Below are 14,677 nucleotides of genomic sequence, written 5' to 3'. Positions count from 1 at the left end.
GAGCTTCCTGTTCATCATCGGGATCAACCCTTAAGAATTAGTTGTGCCTTTTGGTCAATTCCAGTTTGGGTTCCTGCAGACCTTTCCATCCGTGTCAGTTTGAGACACCGCACACTAGAATTCCCGGACTCAACGCGAACTGATACTGACAACAAAGATGAAGATCCCGGACGCAGCAATCAGAAGCGCCGCTGCACGAGGCGGGACGCTGTGGACACCTCGCATTGTTGCTGTAGCCCGGGGCTGCGGGCCAGGCTTGGCCAAGTGGTCGCCAACCAAACGCAACCCGGCAGCCACTAGAACCAGGAAGACCCCAAAGTACTCCATTCAGTCCGCCCATCGGGCGCTATACGGATCCAGCGCCACGGCCAGATGCTTGCTGGTGTATTCAGGGTCCACCTGCGAGACCTGCATGGCACAACTGAAACCGTCCGTAAGTACGAGTGCACCATCATCAGCCTGACCAATTGATGGAATGATCGAGTGCTCCGCAACTTTCATCGACACGTCAAAGTGCTCTGCCTCGAAACCGAAGTTGCCGGCCACACCACAGCACGAGGACGATTCCACCAGGTTGGAAACTCCCCAGGCTTCCAGGACCCGTTTCTGGGCGCCCGAACCGAACACGGCATGCTCGTGGCAGTGCGTTTGCAATACTGCTGATTCGGGCGGCAGGGCCTTCGGTTTCCATCCTCGCGTAACGGCCTCGTCCACGGCGACGGCGAAGGATCGAACTCTGGCCGCGACCCTCGCAGCAGCGTCGCCTCCTACCAGTTTCGGACCTTCGTCCCGGATGGTGGCAGCGCAACTGGGTTCAAGGACAACAATGTCCCGGTCCGTGCCGTCGTCGAGCTTGCTGATTAACTGAGCCAACCGCCGTCGGGCCCCTTCGCGCTGCCCGGTGGAGATCCACGTCAGACCGCAGCAGGCGTCCGGCGTACAGCCTACAGATTTGCCTGTGTCACGGAGCACGCGGGCAGCAGCCGGAACCACCTCGGGCCTAAAGGCGCGGGTAAAGCTGTCGATGAACACCAGGATGTCGGCATTGTCCGCAAATTTTGCTTCCCGCAGCCGCTTCCGGATCCTGCCGTTCGCCGCAAAAGCCGGGAGTCGTCGTCGGGCACTGATGCCCAGCCACTCCCCCGCAAGCCTGAACGGCCGGAATGATGCTCCCAGGTTGGCCAGTGGCGCCACCCGCGTCAGCAACGGAAGCCACCGCGGCAGCCACCCAATGGAGTAATGCGTGAACGGCCGGATCCGCCCACGATAGTACTCATCGACCAATTCTGATTTTGCCTCGGCAATGTCTACACCTGTGGGGCAATCCGTGGAGCAGGCTTTGCAAGAGAGGCAAAGGTCCAGGGCCTCCCGGACTTCCGGGCTTGACCAGCCATCCTTGCTGCTGCCGTTTGCCCGGGTCAGTTCCTGCAGCACCCGCGCACGGCCACGGGTCGAATCCTTTTCATCCTTCGTGGCCCGATAACTGGGGCACATAAACCCGCCGCTGGTGGAACGGCATCTGCCCACTCCGATACAGGCGTGGGAGTTACCCACAAATGGACTGGAGACCTTCAGCAGTTCGCGATTTCCAGAGGAAAGCACGACGGCGGCACCCGGGTCTGCGGTCAGCCCACCGTGAGTGGGTCCAGGCTTGACGACACCTTCCAAGGCCAGCGAGGCAGCGAAGGGAACTGGATGAACGATGATCCCGGGGTTGAGGATTTGTGCCGGATCCCAGAGGTGTTTGAAGGACCTGAAGATGCCGATCATCTCCCGGGAATACATGACTTCCAGCAATTCGCTGCGTGCCCTGCCGTCACCATGCTCGCCGGACAGCGAGCCACCATGGGTCACCACCAGGTCAGCCGCGTCATGGGTGAAGTCACTGAAGACCTTACGTCCGGAGTCGCTGCGGAGGTCGTAGTCCAACCGCATGTGCACACACCCCGCTCCAAAGTGGCCGTACATGAGGGCGGTGTAGCCGTACCTTTTCACCAGTGGAAGAAGGTCCGCCAAGTAGTCGGCAAGCCGTTCAGGGGCCACAGCAGAATCTTCCCAGCCCGGCCACGTTTGAACTCCGTCGATCCGCAGCGACGAGAGTCCGGCGCCGTCTTCACGTACCCGCCACAGCTTTCCTCGCTCAACAGGGTCAGTGACGATCCTGAAATCAACAACGCGCCCGTTCGCGCCGAGCTTGTCGGCCAGTTCCTGACAGGAAGTGTCGGCCAGCTGCAAAGTGTCGGCCGAAAACTCCACCATGAGGAAGGCACTCCCCCCAGGCAACGACTCAACGCTGGCCGCTCCTCGCCGGTGCCTCATGATGTCCACGATCGAAACATCCAGCCCCTCGATGGCGCTCGGCTTGGCGGACAAAATGGTCATCACGTCACGGGCAGAATCAATGGTGTCGCGATATCCCAGGCAGAGCAGTGCGGTGGTGACGGGCTTCGGCACGAGGCCCACCTTTGCCCGCACGATGACAGCGCACGTACCTTCGCTGCCTGCCAATGCGGCGGCCACATCGAATCCGTGTTCCGGCAGCAGATGGCCCACGTGGTACCCGGAAACCTGCCTGGGAATGGTCTGAAGTTCAACGCGTAGCCTGGCCATGTTCTTTGCGGCCAAAGCCTCCAGGCCCTCGGTAAGCTCCAGCGCACGAGCAACGGAATGGGTGTCTGATTCGTCAACAGCGCGGAGAAAACCACGCCCGGCCCTCAGGTAAGCGCCGTCAGCAGTGACAAGATCCACCTCCCGCACATGATGCGTCATGCGCCCATAGGCCACGGAGTGATTTCCGCAGGCGTCATTGCCGATGGAACCACCGATGGTGGCCCGGGTCAGGGAGGAAGGATCCGGTGCGAATGTCAGCGTCCCCGTCGTGGCCTTTTCAACGTGGGCGCGCAGCTCACCGAGGACAACCCCAGCGTCGGCCCAGACTGTTCTATCTTCGGCGTCGAGAGCCCCTACCGCATTCATGCGGCGGGAGAGATCCATCACCAAACCGTCGCCGATGGCGTTCCCTGCCATCGAGGTACCCCCGCCGCGCGTCGTCATCGGCACTGCCAATGCCGAACATAGGCGCACGACTGTTCGTACGTCATCGACACTTTTGGGGAAAGCCACGGCGGCGGGTCTTACCCGATAATTCGATGCATCGTAGGAGTACTCAGACAGCCTTCGCGAAGAGTCGTCCACCTCGACGCCGTGATGCTCCAACCGGGCGAGCAACTGCCTCAGAGCCGTGTCGCCGTTGTCACCATGGGGCATGGTTGCGTTCTCCATTCGTAGGTTTCGGGAAGAAGTGTAAGCAGCCGCGGTATGCCCTGGATTGTGCCAAAACAGAACGGGCACAGCGGATAAACCCGCTGTGCCCGCTTGACTGATCTCGCTGCTTACTTCAAGAACTCGGAAAGGTTGTCCTTGGTAATGAGCGTGAATGGCAGCGTGTAGCGGTTCTCCACATTGCCGCCCTTGAGGAAGTCAGTGACAACTTCAACTGCCTTGACGCCCTGTCCAGCAGAGTCCTGTCGGACGGTAGCCGACATTGTCCCGGCTTTGATGTCCTGCATGGCTGGTTCAGTACCGTCGACGCCGACTACGGCCTTGAACTCGGCAGTTCGTCCCGCGTCAGCAATAGCGGAGGCTGCACCGATGGCCATTTCGTCATTGTTGGCCACTACGGCGTCGATCTGGCCGGCGCTAAAGCGCTGAAGCGTGTCTTCCATGTTGCGTTTGGCGTCGTCACGGCTTCCCTTCGCCTGGAATTCAGCCACGATCTTGAAGTTCTTGTTGATCTTGCTGTCGAAGCCGTTCTTGCGGCGATCGGTCCAGGAGGCACCGTAGATGCCCGCGGCGAACACAATGTTGCCACCCTCCGGAAGAGCCTTGTTCAGGTACTCAGCCTGCATTTCACCGGCCACGGTGTCATCCACACCGATGTAGCTCTTATATCCAACGTCCGAACCTTCGGCGAACTCGGTGGACAGAATGAACAGCGGTATGTTGGCCGCGATGACACGCTTCGCTGCGTTCTGGCTGGCCTCGCCATCCAAAGGCTGCATGATGACGGCGTCTACCTGACGGGTGAGAAGATCTTCAACCTGGTTGAGCTCACTTCCTACGTCCTTCTTGGAGTCGGTGATGTTGAGCTTGACGCCCTTTTCATCGGCAGTCTTCTTCATGGCGTCCGTCATGTGCGCCAGGTCCGGGTCCTGAAGGTCAAGAACCACAACGCCAATGTTGTAGGACTTGCCTGCAGCCTCCGACGTGCCGGGGGTACTACTCCCCCCGCAGCCGGTGAGTGTGAGGGCTCCAGCGGCCAGCATAGCGGTGGTTACGGCGAGCTTCTGTCGCATTCCCATGATGGTTCCTTTCAATGGTTCTGATTGCTGAGGAGATTGTTGGTTCTGTGGACCCCATTGGGTTCGGGGCATTTCGGTTACTGCAGTGGCTAGTCAGACTTCCACCGGTTCAGCAGCACGGCGAGCACCAGGATGATGCCTTGAACTCCTTGCTGGTAGTACGACGAGACCCCCATCAGGTTCATGCCATTCATGACCACGCCCAGCAGGAGGACACCGATGACCGTTCCGCGGATGGTGCCTACGCCACCGAAGAGACTCGTTCCTCCAATGACGACAGCGGCAATCACCTGAAGTTCGTAGCCGGTGCCAGCTACGGGCGCAGCCCCGTCGAGACGGGCGGTAAGAACCAGTCCGCCCAGCGCGGCTGTCACGCCACCGATGAGGTAAACGGTGAAGAGCACCCGGCTGGTGGAGATGCCCACTTTCTTGGCGGACTCTTCGTTGCCGCCTACGGCATATACATGCGAACCGAATTTGGTGCGGCTGAGGACAAACTCACAGATAACTGCGGCGATCAAGAAAATAATCACCGGGACAGGAACCGGACCGATGAAACCCGACCCGAGCCATTCAGCAGGTCCGCTCAGCCCGGAAACAACCTGCCCGTCCGTCATGACCAGAACTGCCGTGCGGGCAATGGCCATGGTTGCCAGTGTTGCCAGGAACGGCAGGATGGCTCCCCAGACCACCAACGCTGCGCTCAGGAATCCAACCAGCAGGCCTACTGCGAGGCCTGCAACCAGCGGCAACCAGAAGGCACCACCACTTGCCGGGGCCAGCAAGGCGAAAGTCATACCGGCCAAACCCACAATTGAACCGACAGAAAGGTCAATGCCGGCGGTGATCATAATGAACGTCATCCCTAGGGCAATCAGTCCTATGATGGACGACTGCCGGACCACGTTGACGATGTTGTTCAGGGTCAGGAAGTTTGGCGCAGCAGCCGCGAGGAAGATAAGGATTACCACGAAAAGGATGATGATCCCATAGTCACCAATGAAGCGCTTGACCTTGGTGGCAGTCATTCCCTCTTTAAGGTCAGCGGGTCCGAGCTTTGTCTTGATATTTTCCATGGTGAGACTCATGAGTGGCTCGCATTCGTAGTGCCAGGAGCGGCCATCACATCAACGACGTCCATCGATGAGGTGCTTCCGATCTTGCGGCGGTTGTCGGGGATGCCGGCGCCGTCGTCGATGTAGTCATCCAACGTGCCGTGGGAGATGAGGTGTGCCACCTGTGCTTCAGTAACCTCACCAACCCGGAAGCGACCCACTACTTGGCCTTGGCGCATCACCGCGAAACGATCTGCCACGGCAAATGCCTCATCCAGCCGGTGAGTGATGATGATGACGGCGATGCCGAGATCTTTGAGGCGCTGGGTCACTTCAATGAGCTTGTCCACCTTGGCCACCGACAGGTTTGCCGTGGGCTCATCCATGATGATCAAGCGGGCATCGAATGCCAACGCCCTGCCAATGGCGACGGCCTGACGCTGTCCGCCTGACAATCTCTTGACCTTGAGACGTGGATTGATGGGGATGTCCAAGCGTTCGAGTACCCGTTTGGTTTCGAGTTCCATCTTTTTGCGGTCGATGATCCGCAATAGGGGGCCGAGGATGTTCTTCTGCGGCTCCCGGCCCAGGAAAATGTTGGAACGAACATCAAGGTTGTCCGCCAAGGCGAAGTCCTGGTAGACCATCTCCACGCCCTGATCGCGTGAAGCTGATGGGGTTGGGAACTCGGTCGCTTTGCCGTCCAGTTCGATGGAACCTCGGTCTGGTTGATACACGCCCGTCAGTACCTTCATGAGCGTAGATTTGCCGGCGGCATTGTCGCCCAGCAGTGCGAAGGTCTCGCCAGGCTGGACATCGATGCTGACGCCGCGCAAGGCGGACACTGCTCCGAATGTCTTGTGTATGTCCTTGAGGGCGACCAGTGGAGGGGTCGCCGGTGGTGCTTCGGTCATCTCATCCTCGTTCGTTAGGGCCATGTGAATGATCCGGTGAAACACTTGAGGCGCGGTCCATCAAACTACGTTGTTTGACCTGCTGATTCGGGATGGTTCTAAAGCCCCGAGCCGCGTGACCTTCGCCACACTGTTTCACTTACTAGAACTTTGACGGATGAGCGTTCCGTGGATGTGTGCCACTTTGGAACACGAGAATGATACGTTTCAATTACTTAACTAAAAATAGCTTCCAGCGAGAATACTGGAAGCTAAAATCAGCTGCTTACGGCCACGCAACGAGGCTGTAGCCGTCGGCGATGTGAAATAGTCGACGCTCACCCACCGAGAGAACCCAGACCATATCACCGTCGGGAGTCGCATCGTCAACGTATCCGTCATAGGGAGGCCAACCGGGCCTCTGCAAACGGACAGCATCGCCAGGCTCCACCTTCTCCCAGAACCCGGCGGGCGGTGTCCAGCTGGCCTGCATTGAGTTCTCTGACTTATGGGCTGCGTTCATGTCCAGCTACCCATCCTTTCCCTTGGCACCGCATCACCAGTGTTCTGACGATTGAAAATGCCCGACCTGGGCCGCAGTTGTCGTTGCGGGAACATCTGCGGCCCAGGGCAGGCGGCCTTATTACCTGATTAGCTCAGGTCCACTTCAACGGCAGTGCCGGTTCGGGCGGATTTCTCCGCAGCATCCGCAAGAATCAATGCAGCACGGCCGTCCTCGAACCCGGGACTCCTGGAAGGCAGGCCTCGAACAGCACGGAGGAACTCTGCAACTTCCAGTCGATAGGCCTCTGCATAGCGCTCCAGGAAGAAGTCCTGGTATGGTCCAATGGATTCAACGGATCGAGGACCCCAGTGCCGGACGAGGTTATCGTTCTTATTCCCCACCTGCAGAAGCCCCTTTGACCCGAAGGCTTCGATCCGCTGGTCATAACCGTAGGCTGAGTGGCGCGAATTGATGATCGTCACGAGTTCATCGTTGGATCCCCGCAAGGTGACAACGGTGGAATCGAAATCGCCCGCGTGACGGATGGCGTCGCTGAATACGTTTGCACCTTGTGCTGAAACTTCAACGATATTTGGAATGAAGTATCGTGCCATATCAAGGTCATGGATGGTCATGTCCCGGAAGATTCCGCCGGACTGGGGAAGATAGGCTGCCGGGGGCTCCCCCGGGTCCCGGCTGGTGATCAGCAGCTGCTCCAGAACTCCTATTTCCTCAGCGGCCACGCGGCGTTTCAGCTCCACGAAATGGCGGTCAAAGCGCTTGTTGAAGCCAAGGGCAACCGGAACGTCTGACAATGCCGCTATCTCCCGAAAAGCGTTCACGCGGGAAATTTCCAGGTCGATCGGTTTCTCACAGAGGACTGGCACGTCCGCCTCGATCGCCTTTGCGACGAGGTCCAAATGAGTCGCCGTGGGAGAGGCCACGATGACAGCATCGATCTCACCTGAAGCGAAGACTTCATCAGGATCGTCGGTCACCCGACCACCGAATTCAGCTGCGGTTTGTTTAGCACCTTCGATGAAGGGATCACAAACCCAAGACAGCGTAGCCTCGTCCAGGGTAGCCAAGCTCATGGCATGTACTTGACCTATGCGCCCGGTTCCGAACAGGCCGACTCTGATTTGATGCGTCATTGCAGATCTCCAGGTCTATATAGGAAGAGGAACCTTTTTTGTTAGTCGATCTTTTGCCGGCCCAAGCGCGCATAAACATCAGGCCGCTTGGAACGCAGGAGGTATGCGTAGACAATCCCGCCGAAGAACAAGGCAAAAGTGAAACTCATGAAGATGGCAGTCATCACTGCCGACCCACCGATAAGTTCCGGGTAATTTGTGATGGCCAAGTAGGTGATGAGCCCCAGGAAAAAGACGCTGACAATCGGAGCCACGATGGTCTTCCAGACCGAATCCGGGTCCACCCGCCGGCGGCGAACGAAATAAACAAGCACGGCAAAGCTGGTGATGAACATCAGAAGCAGGACTGCGAAAGTGCCACTCCCGCTTGCAATCGGGTACAAGGCCTCTGGGGCTACCCCAATGACGGTGAAGACGACGGTTGCGACGGCCCACAACAGGCCAATGGCCAATGCCGACATGTAGGGCGACTTATGACGGGGATGCACGCGACCTAGAATCGAGGGCAACGCTCCATCGGCGGCCAGCGAGAAACTGTACCTGGCGGCGATGTTCTGGATCGAGAGCATTGACGCCAGGATCGAGGTGATGAGCAGGACAATTGCAATATCCGCAAAGATCTTTCCCACCAGCACCGTGGCACCATCGTTGAACAGGTTCACTGTGTTTGCTGCAGCTTCATCCTGGACTTTGTCAGGACCGATGAAGGAGGTGTAAGCCCACGCCGCCACAGCGTAAAACAATCCGATGCCCACCACTGCAATGTACGTGGCCCTGGGGATGGTGCGATCCGGATTCCTGACTTCATCCCGGTAGATGACGGTCGCCTCGAACCCGAAAAAGTTTCCGACGGCGAACAACAACGCCAGCCCCAATCCGGCATCGGTGATCCATGGCATCGAGAAGCCGATCCCCTGAACCGCCTCTGCGGATCCTGTGGAGAAGGCCGCAACGTCGAAGATGATGACAACTGCAGATTCAAGCAGCATGACAACGGTCAGGACCTTTGCCGAGAGGTCAATGCGGTTATAGGCCAAGAGGGTGGTGATGGCGATGATGCCGAGCCCGTACCAATACCAGGGGATGTCGGGCCCGTTCAGTGTGTTGACCACGAAGCTCTGGAGCGTGAGAGCGAAAAGGGACGGTGCGAAGAACCCTATGAAGATGTAGCCAAAGAGCGCCAGCAGTGCTCCCCCGAGGCCCGCAGGTTTACCCAGGCCGGCTGTGACAAATGAATAGAAACCGCCGGGAGCTTCAACGCTGCGGCTCATCTTGACGAAGCCGACTGAGAAAATCAGCAGCATGAGCGTCACCAGCAGGTAGATGCCCGGTGCCGTATGGCCGCTGAAGAGAAGCATCACAGGCAGTGTGCCTGCAACGGTCGTCAGCGGTGATGAAAAAGCGAGAACGTTCATCACGAGCTCGCCTACGCCCATGTTGCCGCTGAGCTTGTGTTCCTGGGTTTGAGCCGGCGTTTTCGTCGTACCTCTTGGTGTGCTTGACATGTAATCCTCGTCGCGAAATTTTGAGTGCTGAATCACACTACCGACGGGGATCGTGGAAGCACTGTACCAGCTTGGGACACGGGATCCCATGGGATATTCCGGCCTGTTCAGCTCACGAAATATCCCATGGGAAAAGGCTTTATCAGGGCCTTTGGGGCGCCATGGCAGAAGCATCTGGATCAAGTTTTTTCAGGTCCACCACATCATTCAAGGGTTCATTGGCCTTCCAGAGACTGAGGTTCCGGGCAAAACAATCCACCACTTTTCCCCGCCACCCGATCAGGTCCCCGGAGGCATGAGGTGAGACCAGGATGTCCCGCCGGCTCCACAGCGGATTAGCGGCATCCAATGGCTCATGCTCAAAGACGTCCAAGGCTGCGCCGCCTAGGCGGCCGGAGTCAAGTGACTCCAGAAGGTCTTGCTCCACCACTACCGCCCCGCGGCCCACATTTACCAAGCGAGCTCCGGGCTGCATTTTCTTGAATCGCGACGAGTTGAACAGGCCGCGGGTTTCTTCTGTGAGCGGCAATGTCAGCACCACGTCATCAGCGATGCCCAGAAGCCGGTCAAGGTCATCAAAACCGGAGATGTGTCCCAGCTGTGCGTCATTCCTCGCAGATCGACCCACAATGTCGACGTCCATTCCGGCAGCACGGAGGAGAAGGACGGTTTCGCGGCCCACCGGTCCCGGCCCCACAACCAAGACCTTCCGGCCCAGCAGTGGCTCGGTTTCGCGGTGCTGCCATGTCCGGGCCTGCTGAAGCTCGATGGTGCGGCGCAAATCCTTGGTAAACATCAGCAACACCCCCAGGACCCACTCAGCGATGGGGCGCTCACACACGCCGCGGGAGTTGCTGACCACAATGTCGCTGTCGATGATCTCCCTGGTCATGAGGCTGTCCACACCGATGCTGGACGTGTGTATCCAGCGCAAATCGCCGGGTCCTACTTCCCGAAGGAGTTTGGTCCGGAAATCGTTCAGGAACAGGACCTCTGTTCCTGGCTGGGCGGCCCGAAACTCATCTGCAGTGCGCACCACCGCGACATCAGCTTCGGCTTCCAACCGTTCAAGCGGAGGCAGCGGCCGGCCCTCCTGAACAATCACCATCACTTTCGGCCGCGACACAGCTTCCCGGGCCTTCCCCTCATCGGCACTCCCCCGGGCGTTCTCGTGTTCGGATGCGTAGCTACTCACCAGCCGCCCTGCCAACCGCTCATGAGGCCATAGGGCAAACGCTGTGGTTCCTCATCGGGAAGGCCCTTGAGGAAGTCGAAGTCACAGCCTTCGTCGGCCTGGTTGACGTGATCGATGAAGAGCCGTCCGTAGCCACGCCGGTATTTCGGTTCGGGGAGCTTGAGTTCGGCAAGTCGGCTCTTGATCTCATCAGCGGGGATATCCAGGTCCAGGCGCTGGTTCTCTACGTCCAGCACAATGGGATCCCCGTCCCGGACTATCGCCAGCGGTCCACCCACCGCCGCCTCAGGCGATACGTGCAACACTGTGGTTCCAAAGGCGGTGCCGCTCATCCTGGCATCGGAAATACGGACAATGTCACGGATGCCGCGCCGCAACAGCCTTTCGGGAATGGGCAGCATGCCCCATTCAGGCATCCCGGGAGCTCCCACGGGCCCGCTGTTTCGCAAGACCAGAACAGAGTCTTCGGTGATGTCCAGCTCGGGATCGTCAATCCTGCGCCCAAGATCATAAATGTCCTCGAACACCACCGCCGATCCCTTGTGCTGCAACAGATCCTTGGATGCCGCGCTTCGCTTGATGACCGCACCGTTGGGTGCCAAGGAGCCGCGGACGACGGCGATGCCTCCGGAGGCATCAAATGGGGCTTCGAGCGTGCTGACCACTACGCCATCGGGTTCGGGGGCCGAGTTGTAACCATTTTCGAGGGACTCACCTGTGACGGTAATGGCGTCCTTGTTCAGGAGCGGCGCCAATTCCTTGAGTACCGTGGAAATGCCGCCCACCTGGAACAGCTGCTGCACCAAGTACTCGCCCGAGGGGCGGACGTTGACAATGCGAGGCGTACGTTGCGAAATCTCATGGAAGCGATCCAGCGGCAACTCGTAACCGACGCGCCTCGCGAGCGCCAGAAGATGCACTACTGCGTTAGTGGAACCACCCACGGCCATCAGGAGGGTGATGGCGTTATCGAACGCCTCTTTCGTCAATATTTCGCTTGGCTTTGGTCCCTGTGACATGGCCATTTCAACTGCCCGGCGTCCTGTGGCTTCGGCAGCTTGGGCACGACGCGCGTCCACGGCCGGGATTGATGCAGTGCCCGGCAAACACATGCCGAGAGCCTCAACCAGCGACGTCATGGTAGAGGCGGTTCCCATTTCGCTGCAGTGTCCAGCAGAGGGCTTGGCAGCCGACTCAAGCTCGTCGAAGTCAGCCTCGGTGATCTTTCCTGCACGCAGCTCATCGGCATACTTCCACGTGTCCGTGCCGACACCAAGCTGCTTACCACGGAAGTGCGCCGGCTCTTGGGGCCCACCGGTGAGCATGATGGTCGGGACGTCCGCACTCGCAGCACCCATGAGTTGGGCTGGAACGGTCTTGTCGCAGCCGCCCAGGAGCACGATGGCGTCCAACGGGTAGGCGCGGATGGATTCTTCAACGTCCATGGCCATGAGGTTTCGGAACTGCATGGCTGAAGGCTTCATGAGACTCTCGCCCAGGGAAATGGTGGGGAACTCCAGGGGCAGCCCACCGGCCATGAGGACACCGCGCTTGACAGCGTCGGCCAGCAGCTTGAAGTGAATATTGCAGTTGACAAGCTCCGACCACGAGTTCGCGATGCCGATGACCGGTTTGTCCTTGAGTGCGAAGCGGGAGAAGCCCTCAGCTTGAATCGCTGTTCGGTGAACGAATCCCGTGAGGTCGTGGGGTGCAAACCAGCGCGCACTGCGGAGGTCCTTATAGCTCGACTCTTCCATGTCTTTTAGCTCCTTGGGCTTGATCGGTCTTGACAGGTAATTGGTGACGATGCCTACGCGGCCGAGGTGCCGCCGTCGAACGCCATGCTGGTTCCGGTCGCAAAGGTTCCGTCGACCGCCAGGAAATAGATGGCTGCTGCCACTTCGTCGGGATCCGCGAGACGGTTCAGCGGCACAGTGCTCTCTTTCAATCTCCGGGCCTCTGTTGGGTCCGGCGCCGCGGCCAGCCCTTCACGCACCATGGGCGTGTCAATCGGTCCCGGGCAAACGGCGTTGACTCGGACCAGTGGCGCCAGTTCCAGTGCCATGGCGCGGGTGAGTCCCACAACGCCTGCTTTCGCCGCGCAGTAGTGAACAAGGCCTGGCACGCCCATGGCGGCGAGATCGGATGCGACGTTGACGATCGAGCCGCCACCGGACCGTCTCATATGGAGTGCAGCCTCCCGCGCCACGTAGAAGGTGCCGGACAAGTTTGTCTCCAGCACTTCGTGCCAGCGGTCTTCGGTAAGGTCTTCCAACGCAACATGTCCGGCTACACCCGCAGCGTTGACCACTACGTCCAAGCCACCTAGTGTGTGGATCGCGCCCCGCACGGCGTTCTTGACCTCGCTGGCAGCGGCGACGTCGGCAACCACCGTGTGGGCGCCGGCGTCGATATCGTCTGCCACACGCTGCAATTCTTCAGAACGCCGGGCCAGTAACGCGAGCCGGTGACCCCGCTTGGCGAAGAGTCTTGCGGTCGCTTCCCCAACGCCTGAGGTTGCACCAGTGATGAGAACCCGAAGGGGTTCCGTTCGAAGTTGTTGCTCGCGGTCCATCATCGGCGACGGGCTCCTCTTGCTTGGCAGTGGCGGACTAGTACGTCCCACTAAAACAGCGCGCAGCTACCCCCAGCTGTCTCACATTGAGACACAGAGCACACTGACAACGTTCCTAGGCTGATCAACAGATGCCGCCGTCAGTCTGCGGCACAGCACCGCGGGACAGCGGTAGAGACTAAGGAGCGCTCTTGGAACAGCAAAACCGCCTTGGGGTTGGCCTGATTTCGGTCGGATGGATGGGGAGGCTGCATTCTCGCGCGTATCTGGCGACCAAGCAGTTCTTTCCTGAACTGCCCCGCCATCCAGAGCTGGTGATCGCTGCCGACCCGGACGATGCCGGCCGCCATCACGCCGAAGACGCGCTCGGCTACAAGCAAACGGCCACGGATTACCGCAAAGTGCTGGAAAACCCGGACGTGGATGTCGTATCTATCTGCTCACCCAACTTCCTTCACCATGAAATAGCGCTTGCCACCATCGAGGCAGGTAAACACTTCTGGATTGAGAAGCCCATGGGCCGCAGCGCCCAAGAGTCCCGTGAGATCGCCCAAGGGGCCGAGGCCGCTGGCCTCATCACCTCCGTTGGGTTCAACTACCGGCACGCCCCGGCAGTGGCAGAAGCGCGCAGGCTGATCAGGTCCGGAACTCTGGGCAAGATCACCAATGTGCAGATCCGTCTCCTCACCGGATACGCCTCTGATCCAAACCAAGTCTTCACCTGGCGCTATGAGCAGGCACGTGCAGGATCCGGCGTCCTGGGCGACGTACTGAGCCACGGTTTCGACCTCGCCCAGTTCCTGGTGGGTCGCATCACGTCGCTGAACGCCGTCACCGAGACATTCATCAAGGACCGGCCGCTCCCAGCTGGCAACTCCTCGAATTCCTTCGACATGGGTCAGGCTTCCGACGTCACCCGAGAGGTGGAGAACGAGGATTACACTGCCATGCTTGCCCGTTTTGAGGGTGGAGCAATCGGCATGTTCGAATCCACCCGTGTCGCCATCGGCCCACACGCCGAGTACATCATCGAGGTCTACGGCACCGAGGGATCATTGCGCTGGAATTTCGAACGAATGAACCAATTGGAACTCGCCACCGACCGCACTGGCTATCGCACCATCATGACTCCCCCGTCCTTCGGCGAGTTCGGCCGCTTCCAGCCCGGACCCGGCCCCGGCATCGGCTTCAATGACCTCAAGACCATTGAAGCGGCACTCTTCTTGCGTTCGGTGGCCGAAGGGAAACAACTGGGTCCGTCCGCCGCGGATGGCTGGTCAGCCTCCGAACTCGTTGATGCCTCGCTGCGTAGCGCCGGCTCCGGCGACTGGGTCCAGATTCCGGAGGTTTCCGGGAAAACCACCTACCAGGCCTAGGCACAACCTCACTCCACCCGCAATAAAAGGAGGCCGGATCGTCAATGATCCGGCCTCC

Annotated in this window: 11 protein-coding genes; 1 reads left to right on the top strand and 10 read right to left on the bottom strand. The window is 59.3% G+C overall.

Annotation, left to right across the window (positions count from 1 at the left end; all coding sequences use genetic code 11):
• Nucleotides 1-327: 327 nt before the first annotated feature.
• From J3D46_RS14865 to J3D46_RS14820, 10 genes are all read right to left on the bottom strand, one after another.
• Nucleotides 328-3,282: an FAD-binding and (Fe-S)-binding domain-containing protein gene (locus tag J3D46_RS14865; protein ID WP_253467998.1), complete on the bottom strand. Its 2,955-nt coding sequence runs from the start codon at nt 3,280-3,282 to the stop codon at nt 328-330.
• Between the two features lie 110 nt (nt 3,283-3,392).
• Nucleotides 3,393-4,361 carry a sugar ABC transporter substrate-binding protein gene (locus J3D46_RS14860; protein WP_024820611.1) on the bottom strand — a complete coding sequence of 323 codons (969 nt, stop codon included), beginning with the start codon at nt 4,359-4,361 and terminating at the stop codon, nt 3,393-3,395.
• Nucleotides 4,362-4,450: 89 nt separating this feature from the next.
• On the bottom strand, nt 4,451-5,437 hold the full coding sequence (locus J3D46_RS14855; protein ID WP_231342979.1) for an ABC transporter permease: 987 nt from the start codon (nt 5,435-5,437) through the stop codon (nt 4,451-4,453).
• Between the two features lie 8 nt (nt 5,438-5,445).
• Nucleotides 5,446-6,330, bottom strand: coding sequence for an ATP-binding cassette domain-containing protein (locus J3D46_RS14850; RefSeq protein ID WP_166660247.1), 885 nt, complete (start codon nt 6,328-6,330; stop codon nt 5,446-5,448).
• A 265-nt stretch (nt 6,331-6,595) separates the two neighbouring features.
• Nucleotides 6,596-6,832: a hypothetical protein gene (locus tag J3D46_RS14845; protein ID WP_253467996.1), complete on the bottom strand. Its 237-nt coding sequence runs from the start codon at nt 6,830-6,832 to the stop codon at nt 6,596-6,598.
• 128 nt (nt 6,833-6,960) lie between these two features.
• Complete coding sequence (gene iolG / locus J3D46_RS14840) at nt 6,961-7,968, bottom strand: inositol 2-dehydrogenase (RefSeq protein WP_024820607.1); 1,008 nt, start codon at nt 7,966-7,968, stop codon at nt 6,961-6,963.
• A 41-nt stretch (nt 7,969-8,009) separates the two neighbouring features.
• Nucleotides 8,010-9,473 carry an APC family permease gene (locus J3D46_RS14835; RefSeq protein ID WP_253467994.1) on the bottom strand — a complete coding sequence of 488 codons (1,464 nt, stop codon included), beginning with the start codon at nt 9,471-9,473 and terminating at the stop codon, nt 8,010-8,012.
• Nucleotides 9,474-9,615: 142 nt separating this feature from the next.
• Nucleotides 9,616-10,668: a D-2-hydroxyacid dehydrogenase gene (locus J3D46_RS14830; protein ID WP_253467992.1), complete on the bottom strand. Its 1,053-nt coding sequence runs from the start codon at nt 10,666-10,668 to the stop codon at nt 9,616-9,618.
• Complete coding sequence (locus tag J3D46_RS14825; protein WP_253467989.1) at nt 10,665-12,425, bottom strand: IlvD/Edd family dehydratase; 1,761 nt, start codon at nt 12,423-12,425, stop codon at nt 10,665-10,667. Before J3D46_RS14825 ends, J3D46_RS14830 begins: the two co-directional genes overlap by 4 nt.
• Before the next feature lie 53 nt (nt 12,426-12,478).
• Nucleotides 12,479-13,243: an SDR family NAD(P)-dependent oxidoreductase gene (locus J3D46_RS14820; RefSeq protein WP_243836784.1), complete on the bottom strand. Its 765-nt coding sequence runs from the start codon at nt 13,241-13,243 to the stop codon at nt 12,479-12,481.
• Nucleotides 13,244-13,434: 191 nt separating this feature from the next.
• On the opposite strand from J3D46_RS14820, the gene J3D46_RS14815 reads away from it, so the two are divergent.
• Complete coding sequence (locus J3D46_RS14815; RefSeq protein WP_024820602.1) at nt 13,435-14,619, top strand: Gfo/Idh/MocA family protein; 1,185 nt, start codon at nt 13,435-13,437, stop codon at nt 14,617-14,619.
• The last annotated feature ends 58 nt before the right edge of the window (nt 14,620-14,677 follow it).

This window comes from Paenarthrobacter sp. A20, from assembly GCF_024168825.1.
GTDB lineage: Bacteria > Actinomycetota > Actinomycetes > Actinomycetales > Micrococcaceae > Arthrobacter.
This window is presented reverse-complemented; position numbering and strand designations above follow the sequence as displayed.